17 protein-coding genes are annotated in these 17,704 nt (G+C 45.0%); 10 read left to right on the top strand and 7 right to left on the bottom strand.

The features are described 5' to 3' along the window. The first annotated feature begins 37 nt into the window (after positions 1 to 37). Entirely contained in the window at positions 38 to 1,045 is a 1,008-nt protein-coding gene (gene galE, locus ICE88_RS02800) for a UDP-glucose 4-epimerase GalE (protein WP_216249097.1), read from the top strand. Positions 1,046 to 1,054: 9 nt separating this feature from the next. Here galE and ICE88_RS02795 read toward each other — a convergent pair whose 3' ends face one another. Beyond that, complete coding sequence (locus ICE88_RS02795; protein ID WP_216249095.1) at positions 1,055 to 1,399, bottom strand: zinc ribbon domain-containing protein YjdM; 345 nt, start codon at positions 1,397 to 1,399, stop codon at positions 1,055 to 1,057. A 76-nt stretch (positions 1,400 to 1,475) separates the two neighbouring features. Between ICE88_RS02795 and waaC the strand changes: the two genes are divergently transcribed. The 3 genes from waaC to ICE88_RS02780 all read left to right on the top strand — a co-directional run bounded on the left by waaC (position 1,476) and on the right by ICE88_RS02780 (position 5,426). Continuing rightward, complete coding sequence (gene waaC / locus ICE88_RS02790; protein WP_216249093.1) at positions 1,476 to 2,573, top strand: lipopolysaccharide heptosyltransferase I; 1,098 nt, start codon at positions 1,476 to 1,478, stop codon at positions 2,571 to 2,573. 38 nt (positions 2,574 to 2,611) lie between these two features. Then, complete coding sequence (locus ICE88_RS02785) at positions 2,612 to 5,092, top strand: Tex family protein (RefSeq protein ID WP_216249091.1); 2,481 nt, start codon at positions 2,612 to 2,614, stop codon at positions 5,090 to 5,092. Between the two features lie 70 nt (positions 5,093 to 5,162). Then, complete coding sequence (locus tag ICE88_RS02780) at positions 5,163 to 5,426, top strand: CCDC90 family protein (RefSeq protein ID WP_216249089.1); 264 nt, start codon at positions 5,163 to 5,165, stop codon at positions 5,424 to 5,426. 85 nt (positions 5,427 to 5,511) lie between these two features. Here the strand turns inward: ICE88_RS02780 and ICE88_RS02775 are convergent, their stop codons facing one another. Then, complete coding sequence (locus tag ICE88_RS02775; protein ID WP_255535179.1) at positions 5,512 to 6,993, bottom strand: TolC family protein; 1,482 nt, start codon at positions 6,991 to 6,993, stop codon at positions 5,512 to 5,514. A 308-nt stretch (positions 6,994 to 7,301) separates the two neighbouring features. Between ICE88_RS02775 and ICE88_RS02770 the strand changes: the two genes are divergently transcribed. Genes ICE88_RS02770 through ICE88_RS02755 form a run of 4 tightly spaced genes read left to right on the top strand, consistent with a single transcriptional unit; the run spans position 7,302 to position 11,359 of the window. After that, positions 7,302 to 8,444: an efflux RND transporter periplasmic adaptor subunit gene (locus tag ICE88_RS02770; protein ID WP_216249087.1), complete on the top strand. Its 1,143-nt coding sequence runs from the start codon at positions 7,302 to 7,304 to the stop codon at positions 8,442 to 8,444. Positions 8,445 to 8,465: 21 nt separating this feature from the next. Continuing rightward, entirely contained in the window at positions 8,466 to 9,212 is a 747-nt protein-coding gene (locus tag ICE88_RS02765) for an ABC transporter ATP-binding protein (protein WP_304608742.1), read from the top strand. Next, positions 9,209 to 10,429 carry an ABC transporter permease gene (locus ICE88_RS02760; RefSeq protein ID WP_216249085.1) on the top strand — a complete coding sequence of 407 codons (1,221 nt, stop codon included), beginning with the start codon at positions 9,209 to 9,211 and terminating at the stop codon, positions 10,427 to 10,429. The genes ICE88_RS02765 and ICE88_RS02760 overlap by 4 nt, the downstream gene beginning before the upstream one ends. Before the next feature lie 60 nt (positions 10,430 to 10,489). Then, the gene (locus tag ICE88_RS02755) at positions 10,490 to 11,359 is read left to right on the top strand and encodes an undecaprenyl-diphosphate phosphatase (RefSeq protein ID WP_216249083.1); all 870 of its coding nucleotides are present in this window, start codon (positions 10,490 to 10,492) and stop codon (positions 11,357 to 11,359) included. Here the strand turns inward: ICE88_RS02755 and ICE88_RS02750 are convergent. Beyond that, positions 11,356 to 11,796, bottom strand: coding sequence for a polymer-forming cytoskeletal protein (locus tag ICE88_RS02750; protein ID WP_216249081.1), 441 nt, complete (start codon positions 11,794 to 11,796; stop codon positions 11,356 to 11,358). The two genes, ICE88_RS02755 and ICE88_RS02750, sit on opposite strands and share 4 nt — an antisense overlap. 116 nt (positions 11,797 to 11,912) lie before the next feature. On the opposite strand from ICE88_RS02750, the gene trmB reads away from it, so the two are divergent. Next, positions 11,913 to 12,713, top strand: a complete 801-nt coding sequence (gene trmB / locus ICE88_RS02745) for a tRNA (guanosine(46)-N7)-methyltransferase TrmB (protein WP_216249079.1) — start codon at positions 11,913 to 11,915, stop codon at positions 12,711 to 12,713. A 45-nt stretch (positions 12,714 to 12,758) separates the two neighbouring features. On the opposite strand, the gene ICE88_RS02740 is transcribed toward trmB, so the two are convergent. Next, positions 12,759 to 14,150 (bottom strand): NAD-dependent succinate-semialdehyde dehydrogenase, encoded by a 1,392-nt coding sequence (locus ICE88_RS02740; protein ID WP_216249076.1) that lies wholly within the window; start codon positions 14,148 to 14,150, stop codon positions 12,759 to 12,761. A 459-nt stretch (positions 14,151 to 14,609) separates the two neighbouring features. Between ICE88_RS02740 and ICE88_RS02735 the strand changes: the two genes are divergently transcribed. Next, positions 14,610 to 15,407: a transglycosylase SLT domain-containing protein gene (locus ICE88_RS02735; protein ID WP_216249074.1), complete on the top strand. Its 798-nt coding sequence runs from the start codon at positions 14,610 to 14,612 to the stop codon at positions 15,405 to 15,407. A 47-nt stretch (positions 15,408 to 15,454) separates the two neighbouring features. On the opposite strand, the gene nusB is transcribed toward ICE88_RS02735, so the two are convergent. The 3 genes from nusB to ribBA are packed head-to-tail and all read right to left on the bottom strand — an operon-like array spanning position 15,455 to position 17,654. Beyond that, on the bottom strand, positions 15,455 to 15,949 hold the full coding sequence (gene nusB / locus ICE88_RS02730; RefSeq protein WP_216249072.1) for a transcription antitermination factor NusB: 495 nt from the start codon (positions 15,947 to 15,949) through the stop codon (positions 15,455 to 15,457). 30 nt (positions 15,950 to 15,979) lie between these two features. Further along, a complete protein-coding gene (gene ribH / locus ICE88_RS02725) occupies positions 15,980 to 16,471 on the bottom strand; it encodes a 6,7-dimethyl-8-ribityllumazine synthase (RefSeq protein ID WP_216249070.1) in 492 nt (163 codons plus the stop codon). Positions 16,472 to 16,520: 49 nt separating this feature from the next. Continuing rightward, complete coding sequence (gene ribBA / locus ICE88_RS02720; protein WP_216249069.1) at positions 16,521 to 17,654, bottom strand: bifunctional 3,4-dihydroxy-2-butanone-4-phosphate synthase/GTP cyclohydrolase II; 1,134 nt, start codon at positions 17,652 to 17,654, stop codon at positions 16,521 to 16,523. Positions 17,655 to 17,704: the final 50 nt, after the last annotated feature.

Below are 17,704 nucleotides of genomic sequence, written 5' to 3'. Positions count from 1 at the left end.
TTCCTGAAATTTTATTGCCAAACTTTAAAGATTTTTCATGATTTTAATTACGGGTGCAACTGGCTATATTGGATCTCACACATGGGTTGAGCTTCTTAATGCTGGCTATGATGTGGTGGGGATTGACAACTTATGTAATTCTAATATTAAGGTTTTAGATCGCATTGAGGCTATAACGTCTGTTAAGCCCAAATTTATTGAAATGAATGTATGCAATTCGAATGCTTTGAAAAGCCTTTTTAATTTGTATTCAATTGATGCTGTAATACATTTTGCTGCATTAAAGGCTGTTGGTAAGTCTGTAAATAATCCGCTTGAATATTATAAAAATAATTTAGGTGGGATTTTGGAGTTGACTCAAGTGATGAGTGAGAAAAATTGTTTCACTCTTGTTTTTAGCTCTTCAGCAACTGTCTATGATGCAAATAATCCAATTCCTTATCAGGAGGGTATGCCGTTAGGTTCAACCAGTCCTTATGGCTGGACAAAGCTGATGAGTGAGCAAATGCTAAGAGATTTGGAAATTTCTAACCCCAACTTTTCAGTTGCCTACTTAAGGTACTTTAATCCTATTGGAGCCCATGAAAGCGGTTTTATTGGTGAGGATCCTCTTGGTATACCAAATAATTTGATGCCGTACATTACACAAGTTGCAATTGGTAAGAGGCCTCATTTATCTATATATGGCAATGATTGGTTAACTCATGATGGCACTGGTGTTCGTGACTATATTCACGTTGTTGATTTGGCGCGTGGTCACTTAAAAGCGCTCAATTATTTAATGTCTGGTAAGGGGTCTATCTTGGTTAATTTAGGTACCGGTAAAGGATTTAGTGTGCTTGATTTAGTTAAAGCTTTTGAAAAAGCCTCAAACCGTAAAATTCCATATCAGTTTGCTCCTCGTCGTATTGGCGATATTGCTGCTTTTTACTCCGACTCAGCTCGTGCCCAAAAAGATCTCAATTGGAGAGCTGAGTATGATCTATATCGCATGTGCGAGGATAGCTGGCGTTGGCAATCTATGAATCCCAATGGTTATGAATAGATGGCTGATTTAAGCCTTCTTCATAAATTCAGATTTAAGCAACATGCTTTGACCATCGACTTTGCAATCAATGTCATGGTCTCCATCCACCAAGCGGATGTTCTTGATTTTGGTGCCACCTTTGATAACTAAAGAAGAGCCTTTAACTTTTAGGTCCTTGATGAGGGTGACTGTATCGCCATCATTCAAGATGTTGCCATAGGCATCTTTATATATTCTTTTCTCTTCTGCCTCAACTGATGGGGTGTTTGCTGGCCACTCATACGAGCAATCTGGGCAAATGATGTTTTCACCATCAGGGTAAGTATTTTCCATGCCGCAAACAGGGCATGCTGGGATTGAGTTATTAGGCATTGGGTAATTTTAGTCTTTTCAGCTTGCTTATTTGAAAAAATCAATGTCCTTTGATATTTAAGCGAAAATAGACCCCATGAAGATTTTGATCGTTAAATTGTCCTCTTTGGGTGATGTTTTGCACAATTTGCCCATAGTTTGGGATCTGCGTGCCAAATATCCAGATGCCCAAATTGATTGGGTGGTTGAAGAAGGCTATGTGGGCTTATTGGAACCTCTTAAAACAACTGTATCACCTGTTTTTGCTGGCATTGACCGCATCATCCCTTTGTCATTCCGTCGCTGGAAAAAGGCATTGAAGCGCGGTGAATTCATCCGCAGCATTCAGGAGTACATTGCGTTCAAAGCAGATATTGCTGCTACCCAATATGATCTGATCATTGAAACCCAGGGCTTGCTCAAGTCTGCTTGGGTGACCCATTTAGCCAACCCCAAAAAGACTGCTTCAGTCTTTGGTTTGGCGAATCAAACTGAGTTTTCTGGTTATGAGCCTTGGGCTCGTCGTTTCTACACTGATCCAGTGCAAGTGCCGTTTCATTGTCATGCGGTTGATCGTTCGCGCTGGGTAACGGCCTCAGCACTTGATTTACCAGTGCCTGATCGCGTTGCTTCACCTCCTCAGTTTTATCCGCCAGCCTATGTTCAGTCTTTAGTCGATGCTGCTAAGCTAGGTTTTGCATCCACTAGAGTGGATTTGGGGTTTGATGTTTCTAAGCCTTACGTGATGTGTTTTCATGCGACGGCTGGTAAATCAAAGCGTTGGTCAGATGATGCCTGGGTGGCCGTTGGCAAAGAGCTCATCGGGCGGGGTATACAAATAGTTTTACCGTGGGGCAATGACAAAGAAAAAGAAGTCAGTCAGCAATTGGCTAAGAAAATGGCCGGTCAATACACATTGACTGGTTTGGTGGGTTCTAAAGCGATTGTGCCGAATGCGTTTTCAATTGCTGATGCCTTTGGTTTGGTGGCTGGTGCCAAGATAACCATCGGTGTTGATACAGGCTTGACCCATTTGTCTGCCATTTTAGGTGTGCCAACGATTGAGTTGTATTGTGATTCTCCTCGTTGGAAAACTGAAGGCTATTGGTCTTCAAATATTCATAACTTGGGTGATAAGGGTCAGCCACCGACTGCCCAAGAAGTGATCAATATCATCCAGTCTCACTTCCCTTAAATCATCTTTTAATTAATCCCAATCATTTGAGTAAGCCCATGGATTTAAATTTGCCTTCGGCAGAGCAGATTGCTTTGCGCATTAATAACCAAATCGCCACAGAAATGAAAGTGCGACCTCAGCAAATTGGGGTGGCTGTTGGTTTGATGGATGAGGGTGCTACGGTGCCCTTTATTGCGCGCTATCGAAAAGAGGTCACAGGTGGTTTGGATGACACACAATTGCGCAATATTGAAGAACGTTTACTGTATTTGCGTGAGCTTGAAGAGCGTCGTGTGGCGATTCTCAAATCAATTCATGAGCAAGGTAAGTTAACCGATGCTTTGATGACATCTATTGGCGCTGCCGATACCAAGCAGGCTTTAGAAGATCTTTATTTGCCTTATAAGCCAAAACGTCGTACCAAAGCGATGATTGCCCGTGAAGCAGGATTAGAGCCTTTGGCTCGAGCTTTGATGGCTGACCCTACCCTCGACCCTCAAGTTGAAGCCGTGAAATATATCAATATTGATCCTGCTGCCTATGCAGATCTCAGTGCTGAAGATATTAAAAAGTCTCAAGCGGGTGACGAGAGTATTCATGGTGGCAAGCCTTTGGTACCCGATGTAAAGACGGCTTTGGATGGTGCCAGAGATATCTTGGCCGAAGAGTTTTCTGAAATGGCGCCTTTACTAGCCAAGCTTCGTGACTTCTTGTGGTCACAGGGTTTGATGACATCCAAAGTTACTGATGGCAAAGAGATGGCAGAGGAGGAAAAGTTCCGAGATTACTACGCTTATTCTGAACCAGTTCGCTTAGTGCCCTCACACCGTGCTTTGGCTCTTTTTAGAGGACGTCAGTTAGGGGTATTGCAACTCAAGTTGTCTTTAGAAGACTCTCAAGAGGCATTAGTGCCTCATCCTTGCGAAGTGATGATCGCCAAGCATGTGGGCATTGAGTCATTGGGTCGCTCATCAGATAAGTGGTTGGCAGAGGTGTGCCGTTGGACATGGCGTGTAAAAACGTCTTTATCCTTAGAAATGGCATTGTTCACACAATTGCGTGAAGCGGCTGAGACAGAGGCAATCAAAGTTTTTGCACGCAACCTCCACGAACTTCTATTAGCTGCTCCTGCTGGCCCGAAAGTGGTGATGGGGGTTGACCCAGGAATTAGAACAGGCTGTAAAGTGGCTGTTGTTGATGCCACAGGAAAGTTATTAGAGACTTCCACGATTTATCCACATGAACCACGTAAAGACTGGGATGGTTCTTTGGCAGTTTTAGGTGCTTTGTGTGTGAAACATCAGGTGTCTTTGGTGGCTATTGGTAATGGCACTGCCAGTCGTGAGACTGATCGCTTGGTGAAAGACTTGATGAAGTTATTAAATAGTCAAAAGTCATCATCCGGTGATTTTGGTTTGCAAAAAATTGTTGTGTCTGAAGCTGGCGCTTCTGTGTACTCTGCCTCTGAATTGGCGGCCCTTGAGTTTCCGGAGTTAGATGTATCGCTTCGTGGTGCTGTATCGATTGCACGTCGTTTGCAAGATCCTTTGGCGGAATTGGTGAAGATTGAGCCCAAGGCCATTGGTGTGGGTCAGTATCAGCATGATGTGAACCAATTCCAGTTATCTAGAACTTTGGATGCTGTTGTGGAGGATTGTGTGAATGCTGTGGGTGTAGATCTGAATACGGCATCAGTGCCATTGCTGTCTAAAGTGTCTGGTCTGAATGCCGGCTTAGCCAGAAACATTGTTGCTTTTAGAGATAGCAAGGGACGCTTTAATAATCGTGAGGCTTTGAAAGAGGTGCCGCGTTTAGGTGACAAAGCCTTTGAGCAAGCCGCAGGATTTTTGCGTATCAGCGGGGGTGATAATCCGCTCGATCAATCTTCTGTGCATCCCGAGTCTTATCCGCTGGTTGAAAAGATGTTGAAGCAATTGGGTCAGCCCGTGACTGAAGTGATTGGTAACAAAGAATTGCTCAAAAAGGTGGCTGCCAATGATGTGATTCAAAAACTGGTGGATGACAAATTTGGTGTTGTGACCATCAAAGATATTTTGGCTGAGTTAGAAAAGCCTGGTCGTGATCCACGACCAGAATTTAAAACGGCGACCTTCGAAGACGGCGTGGAAGATATCAATCAATTGATTCCGGGCATGATTTTGGAAGGCGTTGTGACCAACGTGGCAGCCTTTGGAGCTTTCATAGACATTGGTGTTCATCAAGATGGTTTGGTGCACGTATCTGCGTTGGCTGATAAGTTCGTCAAAGATCCTCATGAGGTGGTGAAGGCTGGTCAAGTAGTTAAAGTGAAGGTGCTTGAAGTTGATGTAAAGCGTCGACGCATTGGCTTAACGATGAAGTTGAATGATTCTGCGCCGTCGAGTACTGCGGCTCGTTCACAGCCCGGCGAGAGATTTAGTAACAATGGAGCGAAGACTTCAGTAAAGTCCTCGAGTCAAAGACAGCAGACTTCGTCTGCACCATTAGGAAATACTGCTTTTGCTGAGGCGTTTGCGAAGTTGAAGGTAAAAAACTAATACTAGTTTTTATAAGAAGGTTATTGTTTACTTTATGATGAGATCTTAACAATCTCATCATAAATTTTCTATGACAACGTTGTTTGACACATTGAAGTTTAAAAAACAATTAACTGGTGTGGGTTTTTCTCAAACTCACGCAGAGGGGATGACTGAAGCAGTGAGAGACTCATTTGAAAATCTTGCCACTAAAACTGATTTGAATCTGTTGGAAGCAAAGCTACTTTTTTCTCAAGGTGAATTGAAAAACGATCTGATCAAGTGGATGGTGGGTTTATCGTTTATTCAAGTAGGTCTTTGTTTGAGCGTTGTACTAGCCTTCCATGCTGGTTAACTATTTGAAAAAGTGATTGCATCAAATTAAAAAAGCCAAGAATGTTCATCACATTCTTGGCTTTTAAATAACGGCGTTATAAGTTTTACTTTAATAAAGCATTGACAGCCTGTAGGTCTTCGTCGCTGAGCACTGCTGCTTGAGCTTTGAGCTTGAGACCATTCAAGATGGTGTCATAACGGGCCTTCGCCAAGTCTCTGCGAGTCGTGAACAAAGTGTCTTGAGCATTCAGCACATCGATGTTGATGCGCACACCCACTTCGTAGCCAAGCTTGTTAGATTCCAAGGCGCTCAGAGCTGAAATCTCCGCGGCTTCATAAGCTTTTACTTGAGCCAAACCATTGTTGAATCCTAAATACGCTTGGCGTGTGGTTTGCGCTACAGAGCGACGGGTGTTTTCTAAGTCGGCTAATGCTTTATTTGCCAAGGCAGATTTTTCTCGAACCACAGATTGGTTGTAACCACCTGAGAAGAGAGGCACCGTCAATTGAATGATGGCTTGAGTTGAATAAGACCGAGTATTGAGCATCGTGCCATCAGAGGAGAGTGTATTTTCACTATCGCTATAGCCACGCTGGCCAATAAAATCAACGTAGGGTGCATGACCTGCATAAGCGCGTTGCGTTTCTTTCGTAGCCACTTCATAAGTTAATTTGCTGGCTATGATGCTGTAGCTCACATCTTCAGCTTGTTTGACCCAATCCTGAATCGTCTGTCCAGGTTGAACTGCCACCACTTGTTGGACGTTCACAGGAGTAGGCTTTTCACCTTTTTTAAGCTTAACTTTTCTGTCCTTGGCGACCGCATCAATTTTGGCCGTATTGCTCAATGATTTGAGTTGGGCGATTTGTTTGCCAGTGATTTGTTCAAGTGCGCCACGTTTGATCGTTAAATCAGCTTCTGCAGCTAATTCTTGAGCAACAACCAAGTCATAACGAGATTGTGCTTCATGTGTGTCAGTGATGGTCGATGTGCCCACCTCAAAATTACGTTTCGCTTGTTCTAGTTGTTCAGCAATCAACGCTTTTTTATTTCTGGATAGATTTAAAGAGTCTTCGGCATTTAAAACATTGAAATAAGCTTCGGTGACTCGTATCACCAAATCTTGTTCTGCAGCGGCAAATTGAGCCTCTGAAATGTTGGCGTTTAAGTCACCTTGTCTGAACTGAGCCCATTTATCCCAGCTAAAAAGAGGTTGGGTGAGTTTGACAGTCCAAGCTCTGGACATCAAATCATTGCTACGAGTTCCAAGTCTGGCATTGAAGACATCACTTTTTGTTTCGCTACCAGTTGCAACCACCTGAGGAGCTAAAACAGATAAACCTTGCCAACGCTTTTCTTTACCGGCCATGTAACTGTATTTGGCAGCGTTGAATGTTGGGTCATTGAAAGCTGCTTCACGATACAAGCTGAGCAAATCCAACACTTCGGTGTTGAGGTTGTTTTGTTTGACTTGAGGGGGTGGATTGCTTGTGGTCACCGTGCTGGGTGGCACAGTAGACACTGAGCCTTGAGCTAAGACTGAAAGACTGGCCACTGATCCTGCGAAAGCTAATGCAAGCATCATTGCCAGCTTTTTCTGTGCAAGGTGCTGAGGAAGGCAAAGAGTATTTGATTTCATCCTGTCATTTTGCATCAAAAATGAGCTGTTTGCAGTTGAAAAACCCCACCCCAATGCCAAATTTGACCTTTGTCATATGGATTTTCTTATAAAACCCTATACTTGCTAATATGAAGATTCTACTGAGCCGCCTTGGCAGTCAATTGAAAGCAAGGCTAGAACAATTCAAAACCTTTTTGAAGGCCCATATATGGTTTCGCCGAGGGGTTTATTTCACTCTAGCCGTTTTGGTATTTTGGGTACTTTGGAAGATATTGAGTTCAGTTTTTGGTTGGAGTGATCCGGAATACAAAACTGCTCGAATTGAAGAGGGACCTTTGGCTGTAACAATCAGTGCCAGTGGCACACTGAATCCTGTGAAGTCGGTGCAAGTGGGCACGCAAGTATCTGGCATGGTCCAAGAAATTTATGTGGACTTTAATGATGTGGTGAAAAAGGACCAAGTCATTGCACGGATTGATCCACGTGAATGGCAGGCTCGATTTGAGCAGGCTGAAGCCAATTACATTTTGGCTAAACGCAATCACGATAACAATATCAAACTGATTGAGAAAAAATTCATTTCTCCTGCAGCATTTGATCAAACTCTCAGCGCTTATAAAAGTGCCAAAGCTTCTTTGACGATGGCCAAAAAAGCTTTGGATGACACAGTGATTCGTTCACCCGTCAATGGTGTGGTGGTCAAGCGCAGTGTTGAGCGAGGTCAAACCGTAGCAGCCAGTTTGCAGGCTCCAGAGTTATTCATCATTGCGCAAAACTTGGCGGACATGCAAGTTGAAACAGCCATTGATGAATCAGATGTGGGTCGCATTGTGGAAGGTATGGCCGCCACATTCACAGTCGATGCATTTCCTGGCAAGGTGTTTCAAAGTCAGGTCAAGCAAGTGCGCAAGGCACCCATCAATGTTCAAAACGTGATTACTTATACCGTTTTACTCAGTGCTCAAAATACTGATTTGAAACTGTTACCAGGAATGACGGCCAATACTTCGATCATCACAGAGCAAAAAGAAAAAGTTTTACGCATCTCGAATGCTGCTTTGAGATTCAAGATGCCTAATACCAGTGGTTCGGCAAAGAATGAATCAGTCAGCCCATCTAGAAGTTCAGGTGCGACAGGATCTACACCAGCATCTGCACCAATGACTGGTAAGCCATCTGCCATCAGGGATGTCAAAGTGACCACGCGTAAAGTTTGGGTGTTGGAAAAATCAGGCTTAAAAGACAAGCCAGTTCAAAAATCTATTCGGGTAGGTTTGAGTGACGGTAATGCCAGCGAGGTATTACCGGGCGAAGATGCGATAGCCACCCTGCAGGTTGGTGATCTGGTCATCATCGGCGTTTCTGGCGCAGGCAAAGCAGGTGCGAGTCGTCCTTCAGGCCCACGACTCTTCTAAAGACTGACAAAGACCAAGAGCATGACTTTGATCAAAACGCATCATTTGGTGAAAACCTATGGCGTGGGTGAGCAAACAGTTCACGCTTTGGATGATGTGTCGATCACCATTGATCAAGGCGAATTTGTTGCGATTGTTGGCGCATCTGGATCAGGCAAATCAACTTTTATGAACATGATTGGTTGTTTGGATCAGCCAAGCACTGGCTCTTATTTATTGGGTGGAGAAAATGTCGCCACCATGTCCAGTGATGAGTTGGCAGATTTACGCAATCGGCGCATTGGATTTGTGTTCCAACAGTTCAATCTCTTGGCCAGAACTTCTGCCATTGAGAACGTTGCCTTGCCTTTGCTGTATGCCCGTCTGGGTCCTTTGGCAGGACTCACCAAAGAGCAACGGTATGAGCATGCGAAACAACGTTTGGAACAAGTGGGTTTGGGCGAGCGTCTTCATAACACGCCGTCTCAGTTATCAGGTGGTCAGCAACAGCGAGTCGCTATTGCCAGAGCCTTGGTCAATGATCCTGATTTAATTCTGGCGGATGAGCCTACCGGGGCATTGGATTCTAAAACCAGTGCTGAAGTGATGGCGCTCTTAACGCAGCTTAATCAACAAGGGATGACTGTTGTGGTGGTCACTCACGAACCTGATGTGGCAGCTTATGCATCTCGCACCATCACATTCAAAGATGGCAAGGTCTTGAGTGATACTCATTCAAATGGCAAGACTGACGGATCGTCAGCGATCAATTTGGGTGCTCTGTCATGAACTTACCGATTGCTCTTCAGGCACTGCGTGTGAACAAACTGCGTTCTGGTTTGACGATGCTGGGCATCATCATCGGTGTGGCTGCAGTGATTGTGATGATTGCGGTGGGCAGTGGTGCGCAAGCACGGGTGAAAGAGCAAATTGCTGGCTTGGGTTCTAACTTGATGATCCTGTGGGCAGGCTCAGTGACAACCGCTGGTGTGCGAGGTGGAACTGGGACTGCTCAAACATTGGTCGAGGATGACGCTTGGGCTGTCATGCGAGAAATATCAGAAATACAAGTGGCTGCACCTACGCAACGTGGCAGTGGACAGATTGTGTGGGGGAATACGAACTGGTTGGCAGCAATTGTGGGAGCCACGCCCGAGTATTTTGAGGCGCGTGATTGGGCTCTTGTGAGTGGCCGCTTATTTGAAGCTGGTGAAATGTCTAGTGCCGGCAAAGTAGCCATCATTGGTCAAACGGTTGCCAGAGAGTTGTTTGGTGACAATGATCCAGTGGATCAAATCATCCGCGTGCGCGGCGTTCCTTTCACGGTGATTGGATTATTGGAGCGCAAAGGTCAAAGCATGATGGGGCAAGATCAAGATGACATCGTCATCATGCCTTTGTCCACCGCTCGCAACAAAATCTTCGGCGCATTACAAGGGCGCATTGGTCGAGTCAGTTCAATTTTCATTAAAGCGCGTGAGGGCGTTGATATGAAAGAGGCTGAAGAAAAAGTCAGAGATCTTTTACGCCAACGCCATCGTTTGAGTGGTAACACCCCAGATGATTTTTCTTTACGTAATTTGACAGAAATACTTCAAGCTCAAGAAGCTGCGAGCAAAGTGATGGCCATCTTATTAGCAGCAGTTGCATCAGTTAGTTTGTTGGTGGGTGGCATTGGTATCATGAACATCATGCTGGTCTCAGTCACAGAAAGAACCCGAGAAATTGGCTTACGCTTGGCTGTTGGTGCCAGGGGCAAAGATATCTTGTCGCAATTTTTGGTGGAAGCCATCACACTGTCAACGATTGGTGGTGTGCTTGGAATCTTATTGGGAGGCCTCGGAACTTGGTTGGTTGCTGAGTTGGCTGAATGGCCAGTGCAACTTTCAGTTCTGTCAGTGATCTTGGCGGTGGGCTTCTCTGCTGTGATTGGTATTTTCTTTGGCTACTATCCTGCTCGCAAAGCATCATCCATGCAGCCAATACAGGCGTTGCGATACGAATAAGTCTTTAAAACTTTCTAATTCACCGTTCTTGCTGGCAGATTAATTGTTTATCATCACGCCATGGATATCTATTTAATTCTTAAAGCTGTCATCTTGGGCTTGGTAGAGGGTTTTACTGAGTTTTTGCCGATTTCATCGACGGGTCATTTGATCTTGGTGGGTGACCTATTGGATTTTAATGACGACAAGGGTAAAGCTTTTGAGGTCATCATTCAATTTGGTGCGATCTTGGCAGTTTGTTGGGAGTACCGTCATAAACTCATCGGTGTGGTCACTGGTATTGCTTCAAGAAGAGCATCACAACGTTTTGCCGTGAATGTCATCATCGCCACGATTCCAGCCATTGTCTTGGCTTTGCTACTTGGCAAATATATTAAGAGCGCATTATTTTCTCCAATTCCTGTGGCCACAGCATTCATTGTGGGTGGCTTCATTATTTTTTGGGCAGAGGCTCGTCAAAAGAAGTTGGAGTCTGATGCGGGTGACGGCGTACTAATTTCTCGAGACATTGATAGTGTGGATGATCTCAATTGGCGAGATGCATTGAAAATTGGTTTGGCGCAATGCGCTGCTTTGATTCCAGGAACTTCTCGCTCTGGTGCAACCATCATTGGCGGCATGTTGTTTGGTTTACCAAGAAAGGTTGCCACAGAGTTCTCTTTCTTCTTGGCTATTCCAGTGATTGCAGGTGCAACACTCTATGAGTTAATCAAACTGCGTCATGTTTTAGGTGATGCTTCATGGAGTACTTTTGGTCCGACCTTGGGAATTGGCTTCGCAGTCTCTTTTGTGTCTGCCTTTGTGTGTATCCGTTGGTTGATCCGTTATGTGGCCACCCATGACTTCAGGATCTTTGCTTGGTACCGAATTATTTTTGGAGTTTTAGTTTTGCTGACTGCTTGGACGGGCGTCGTCCAGTGGTCACATTAATTTTGAACTGAGGTCATGCTGCTTGCGCTGATATTTGAGCGAAGCTGATTTGATTGTGGGTTTCTAACTTTACGATTAGCTTGAAGCATCGTGCCTTCAATCACTGCACCGGTTGCGATGGTGAATGCTTCAGCGCTGATATCTCCGTGAACCACGGCACACTCAGACAAGACGATTAATTCTTTGGCAAAAATATTGCCGATCACTTTGCCAGCGATATAAGCTTTATTGCAATGAATGTTGCCGGTGACAACTCCACTTGGACCAACCGCAATCGAGCAAGGGTACTTATCTGCTGGCTCTAGGTTGCCGAATACTTTGCCATCAATGCGCAGACTGTCGTGCACAGTCATACGACCATGAATCACTGAGCTTTTACCTAGCAAGGTATCAAAACTCTCCATTCCTTCAGCGCGCGGTTTTTTCTTTTTAAACAAAATATGACAAATCTCTAATAATTGTCATAAGTATAAATCATTAGCTCTATGGGGAATGAGATTGGCCTTGGGGTGAGGATGGAAGGCGATGCAGCTCAGGAGATTAAAATAAGCGCATGTCAGAAAAGAATTCAGAATCTCCGCGTTTACATCAATCCTTTGAGCAAGCCAAAGAAGCATTTGCTAAAGAGCCCAAGGACTCTGGGGACTCTGCGCATTACTTGCATCGCATCAAGTCTTTTGTTTTACGCACCGGCCGTTTGACTCCTGGCCAAGCTCGCGCTATTGAAACCTTGGGCCCTGAATTTTTATTGCCCTTCACTGGTCAAGCAATTGATTGGGATAAAAGTTTTAAATCTAATCCTGCTGATTTAAATAAGACACCAAGGCCAAAAATCCTTGAAATAGGTTTTGGCATGGGGGAGACCACCGCCAAGATCGCTGCCGCCAGACCGGCTGATGATTTTCTGGCCATTGAGGTTCATGAGCCAGGAGTGGGCGCATTACTTAAGTTAATAGGTGAGCAAGGACTCACTAATTTAAGACTCATGCGCCATGATGCAGTAGAAGTTGTTGAAAACATGATTCCAGAATCTTTTTTAGATGGCGTTCATGTTTACTTTCCAGACCCGTGGCATAAAAAACGCCACAACAAGCGTCGTTTGATCCAGCCAGAATTTGTATCACTATTAAGTAGCCGGATTAAACCAGGTGGCTATTGGCACTTGGCCACTGATTGGCAAGAATATGCTGAGCAGATGATGGAAGTTTTATCTGCAGAGCCTACCTTGGTCAATACGGGTGTCTTAGCAGGTGGGTATGCAGAGCGTCCAACTTACCGCCCAGTGACCAAGTTTGAGAATCGAGGTATTCGTCTTGGGCACGGAGTTTGGGATTTGGTGTTCAAGAAAGTATAAAAATTTTGTTTCTAATGATTTGCTTGGCTTGATATAGAGTTGGATTTAGAGCCCAAGGCAAACGTACTTCATTTCTAAGTACTCATCCATTCCCCAAACACTGCCTTCTCTGCCAAGACCAGATTGTTTAACACCGCCAAAAGGTGCCACTTCATTTGAGATCGTGCCGGTATTCACGCCGACCATCCCAAATTCCAAGGCTTCAGCAACTCTCCAAATACGACTGATATCTTTACTGTAAAAATACGAAGCTAAGCCGTACTCACTGTCATTGGCCATTTGAATCACTTCTGACTCTGATGTGAATGGAATCACGGCAGCCACTGGACCAAAGGTTTCCTCTTCAGTGATCAACATGCCTTTTTTAACGCCTGCTAATACAGTGGGTTCATAAAAGGTGCCACCCAAAGTGTGGCGCTTGCCACCAGTCATCACACGGGCGCCTTTTGCGACCGCATCTTGAACGTGTTGCTCAACCTTATCAATAGCTTGTTGATCAATCAATGGACCTAATTGAACGCCTTTATCTAATCCTGGACCAATGACCAAACGTTTGCTGGCTTGAGCTAATTTTTCCACGAATACATCGTGCAAGCTCGCATGTACGTAAAAACGATTGGTGCAAACGCAGGTTTGACCGGCATTACGGTATTTAGATTGCATGGCTCCACTGACCGCTGCGTCTAAGTCTGCATCCTCAAACACAATGAAGGGGGCATGGCCACCCAGTTCAAGGGCCACCTTCTTAATAGTAGGGGCACATTGCTCCATCAAGATTCTGCCAACCGGGGTTGAGCCTGTGAAAGACAGATGACGAACCATAGGAGAGTCGCAAAGGGCTTTGCCAATCGCTACAGAATTCTTTGCATCGGCTGTCACGATATTGATGACGCCATCAGGAATCCCGGCTTCTTTGGCCAGTTCTGCCAGTGCCAGGGCTGATAAAGGGGTTTGCTCCGCCGGTTTGATCACAATCGTGCAGCCAGCAGCAATGGCTGGGGCTACTTTGCGGGTGATCATGGCCAAAGGGAAGTTCCATGGGGTGATCGAAACGCAGACCCCAATGGCTTGCTTGAGGACCATCATGCGTTTATCAGACCAAGGGCTGGCAGGAATAGCGCCCATCACGCGCTTGGCTTCTTCGGCAAACCATTCAATGAATGAAGCCGCATAAGTAACCTCACCTTTGGCTTCCATCAATGCTTTGCCTTGTTCTTCAGTCATCAAGCGGGCCAAGCGATCAGCATCGCGGTTCATGAGTTCGAACCAGCGTCTTAATAGCTGTGCTCTGTCTTTGCCAGTTCTTGCTTTCCAGGCAGGAAGTGCTACGTTAGCCGTATCAACGGCTCGCAAGGCATCTGCTGGGGTCATATTGGGGACCTGAGCAATGATTTGTTGATTGGCCGGGTTGTTTACTTCAAAGAATTGGTTTGTCATAGCTTGAGATTTTGCCCTAAGTTATTGAGTCCTTCTGCATCGATTGAATTTTTTGGATCATTAAGATGCTCCAGTTCAAGAGCGGGCACTCCCTCTGAATACCAGAATGAAAGATCAGTTAAAACCCTGATATTTCAGGATGATTGAATCAATCTATGGTTTTTAATTCAAAAAAAACCACTAAATGTAGTTTTTTCAGAATATAAAATTAGTGCTTACTAACATAAAATTTACCCTTATACGTCAATGAGTCACCCACCTTATCCACAGGGGGTATGATTCTTTATACAGTCTTTTAATAACTAAAAATATTGTAAATAATTTTCTATATGCTTGACAGTGTATATAACCTTTCCTAATATGCATCAACTCAAAGAGATGTTGCAGTGCACAAATTTCAGGGCTTGGTTTGATCCTTGGTTTGAATCGGTGAACGAAACACTTTTTAAGAAGGTAGAAATGAATACAAACACTTTGAAGATGGTTAACACAGGCATACAGGACAGAGACAGCTCTGCGTCCGTTGACTTGCTTTCTATTGCCAAAGCAAAGTTCAAGGGCGTAATGAGCTCCTTGGGCGTTCTAGCTTCCTTCATGGTCTTGGCCATGTGGATGAACCAGCCTTTGCGTGTTGAATTGGCCTCTTGGCTGATCCCAGCTGAGGCTTATCAAATATTCCAGAACAGTTTTGACCCTGTTCCATCTGTGGCACCTCAAGCAGCCAAAATCCCAACAAGCTTGGTGGATGCTGAAGCCTTGGATGCAAAAATCCTAAAGTCTGGAGCAGAGCGTCAAGCCGTTGCTTCATACATATCTAATAAATATAAGATTGCCCATTCTGCGAGCTTAGAGTTTGTTGATAAAGCCATGACAGTGAGTCGTGAGGTGGGTCTAGACCCAACCTTGATTTTGGCTGTCACAGCGGTTGAATCAAGTTTTAATCCTTTGGCCGAGAGCAAAAAGGGTGCCCAGGGTCTGATGCAAGTGATGACCCGGGTTCACGTAGAAAAGTTTGAGTTATTTGGCGGCCATGAAGCAGCCTTGGATCCAGACGCTAATATGCGTGTGGGTTCTTTGATTCTCCGTGAGTACATCGCCAAAGGCGGTTCATTACACGCTGGATTACGTTTGTATGTGGGCGCCTCATCCATCTTTATCAATGATGGTGGTTATGGCGAGAAGGTTTTGGCTGAAAGAAATCGTTTAAGACAAGCTGCAGCTTTGAGAATTGCTAGCTTAGGCCAGAGCCTTAATTAATTTAGTTGTTTAGCTCTATCTCTAGAGCTCCTGGGCCCTTAGCGCTATTAGCGCGGCATCTCATGAGGTCTGAGTTCTTGGGCCAATTTATCTAGAACACCATTCACATACTTGTGGCCATCTGTGCCACCAAATACCTTAGCAAGTTCTACAGCTTCATTGATAGCGACCTTGAACGGTACGCTGATATCTTGGGCTAATTCAAAGGCAGCAATGAGTAAGGCACCATATTCAACCGGTGACAACTCTTCCATTGGGCGATCAATATGTTTCTTGATGTGGTTTTCAAGGATGTCATAGTGGTTCACCACCCCAGAAAACAAATGATCAAATAATTCTTTTTGGGCTTTTTTGAAGCCAGGGTCTTCGCCGAGTTGCTTGGCAATGGTGGCGTGATCTGCAAAGCCACCAGCTGCTTTGATCACCAACCATTGATAAACACCTTGTAGTGCGTATTCGCGTGCACGACGACGTGGCGTCAAAGACCGTTTCACCGTGACAGATGAAATCGGTTTATTGAGTTGTTGGGGATCAAAGTTCATAAGCTGCTAAATATTTATATTTGGTATTGATTAGTCTTCTTCAACTTCATCATCAGGTGTTAGGCCAATGGATAGGTTGGCCATTTCAACAGCAGTGCGCGCACAATCACGACCTTTTTCAAGAACGCGTGCTTGAGCCTGTGCATCTGTTTCACAAGTGAGAACGCCGTTTGCAATAGGAATGCCGTAATCAAGACCAACGCGTGAGATGCCAGCCCCTGATTCATTTGAAACAAGTTCAAAGTGATAAGTTTCACCACGAATCACTGCACCCAAAGCAATCAGCGCATCAAACTCGCCACTCTCAGTGAGTTTTTGAAGTGCCAAAGGAATCTCTAAAGCGCCTGGAACGGTTGTGATCACAATGTCGGGCTCTGCAACACCAAGAGCTAATAATTCTTTAACGCAAGCCTCTGTTAAAGCCTCACAGATAGGAGCATTAAAACGCGCTTGCACAATACCGATGCAAAGGTCTTGACCGTTTAAGTCTGCTTCAATTCGATCAATGTTAGTTAGTGGCATATGAACCTTTGTGTGTGGTGGTGATAAAACTAAAAATCGAGAAAACTAATTATGTTGCTTGATATGGCAAATGTCCGGTGACTTCTAAGTCGTAGCCGGCCATGGTTGGTAACTTGCCTGGCTTGGCCAACAATTTCATTTTGCGGATACCCAAATCTTTCAAAATTTGCGCGCCAATACCGTAGGTACGGAAATCAGTTTTTCTTTGAGGGTTCACTGGGGCAATGCCATCCAACTTACCTAACTGATTGAACCAAGCGTCTGTGTTCACAGCAGCTGTTCCGGCGCAATTCAATAAAACGATCGCGCCAGCTTCACTTTCAGCGATGGTTTTAATCGCCTGAGTCACAGGCCATGAATGACTGGCAGATTCTGTTTCAAGTAAATCAAGAATGGTGGCGGGTTCATGCACACGCACCAAGGTTTCTTGGCTTGGATTTGGTTGACCTTTGATCAAGGCCAAGTGCGCACAACCTGTTGGACTGTCTTTATAAGCAATGCCTTGTAAAGGTCCCCATGGGGTATTGAATACGCGAGTGCCTTGACGACTGATGATGCTCTCATTGCGACTGCGGTAATGGATCAAGTCAACGATGGTGCCAATTTTTAATTGGTGAGCTTTAGCGAATTCAACTAAGTCAGGTAAGCGAGCCATCTCGCCATCGTCTTTCATGATTTCGCAAATCACAGCGGCTGGACTGCATCCTGCTAGTTCTGCTAAATCACAGCCTGCTTCAGTGTGGCCGGAACGAACCAACACACCGCCAGCTTGTGCCATGAGAGGAAAAATGTGGCCAGGCATCACGATGTCACGCGGTTTGGCTGTTGGAGAAACCGCCACTTTGACTGTGTGAGAGCGATCGGCAGCAGAGATGCCGGTGGTAACACCTTCAGCTGCTTCAATCGATACCGTGAAATTAGTGCCTAGAGCTGCCGTGTTGTCACGCACCATCAAAGGTAAATTGAGTTGCTCGCATCGTTCGCGAGTCAGGGTCAAGCAAATCAAGCCTCGACCATGTTTGGCCATGAAGTTAATCGCTTCAGGTGTGACATGATCAGCGGCCAGCACCAAGTCGCCTTCGTTTTCACGATCTTCTTCATCGACTAAAACGACCATCTTGCCGGTACGCATGTCGGCAATGATTTCTTCAGTAGAGGAGAGGGAATAGCTTGTGCTTGGCATAGAGCGGTGATTTTAAAGCTTTTTTGAGTGAAGGCAGGGTTTTTAGCTAT

The organism is Polynucleobacter sp. AM-26B4 (assembly GCF_018882285.1).
Lineage (GTDB): Bacteria > Pseudomonadota > Gammaproteobacteria > Burkholderiales > Burkholderiaceae > Polynucleobacter.
The sequence above is the reverse complement of the archived record's forward strand: the minus strand, read 5'-3'. Positions and strand labels throughout refer to the sequence as shown.

What these genes read in the sequence shown, in the direction of transcription:
- galE (WP_216249097.1), top strand. Translation starts at nt 38, where the DNA reads ATGATTTTAATTACGGGTGCAACTGGCTATATTGGATCTCACACATGG.
- ICE88_RS02795 (WP_216249095.1), bottom strand. Translation starts at nt 1,399, where the DNA reads ATGCCTAATAACTCAATCCCAGCATGCCCTGTTTGCGGCATGGAAAAT.
- waaC (WP_216249093.1), top strand. Translation starts at nt 1,476, where the DNA reads ATGAAGATTTTGATCGTTAAATTGTCCTCTTTGGGTGATGTTTTGCAC.
- ICE88_RS02785 (WP_216249091.1), top strand. Translation starts at nt 2,612, where the DNA reads ATGGATTTAAATTTGCCTTCGGCAGAGCAGATTGCTTTGCGCATTAAT.
- ICE88_RS02780 (WP_216249089.1), top strand. Translation starts at nt 5,163, where the DNA reads ATGACAACGTTGTTTGACACATTGAAGTTTAAAAAACAATTAACTGGT.
- ICE88_RS02775 (WP_255535179.1), bottom strand. Translation starts at nt 6,993, where the DNA reads ATGATGCTTGCATTAGCTTTCGCAGGATCAGTGGCCAGTCTTTCAGTC.
- ICE88_RS02765 (WP_304608742.1), top strand. Translation starts at nt 8,466, where the DNA reads ATGACTTTGATCAAAACGCATCATTTGGTGAAAACCTATGGCGTGGGT.
- ICE88_RS02760 (WP_216249085.1), top strand. Translation starts at nt 9,209, where the DNA reads ATGAACTTACCGATTGCTCTTCAGGCACTGCGTGTGAACAAACTGCGT.
- ICE88_RS02755 (WP_216249083.1), top strand. Translation starts at nt 10,490, where the DNA reads ATGGATATCTATTTAATTCTTAAAGCTGTCATCTTGGGCTTGGTAGAG.
- trmB (WP_216249079.1), top strand. Translation starts at nt 11,913, where the DNA reads ATGTCAGAAAAGAATTCAGAATCTCCGCGTTTACATCAATCCTTTGAG.
- ICE88_RS02740 (WP_216249076.1), bottom strand. Translation starts at nt 14,150, where the DNA reads ATGACAAACCAATTCTTTGAAGTAAACAACCCGGCCAATCAACAAATC.
- ICE88_RS02735 (WP_216249074.1), top strand. Translation starts at nt 14,610, where the DNA reads ATGAATACAAACACTTTGAAGATGGTTAACACAGGCATACAGGACAGA.
- nusB (WP_216249072.1), bottom strand. Translation starts at nt 15,949, where the DNA reads ATGAACTTTGATCCCCAACAACTCAATAAACCGATTTCATCTGTCACG.
- ribH (WP_216249070.1), bottom strand. Translation starts at nt 16,471, where the DNA reads ATGCCACTAACTAACATTGATCGAATTGAAGCAGACTTAAACGGTCAA.
- ribBA (WP_216249069.1), bottom strand. Translation starts at nt 17,654, where the DNA reads ATGCCAAGCACAAGCTATTCCCTCTCCTCTACTGAAGAAATCATTGCC.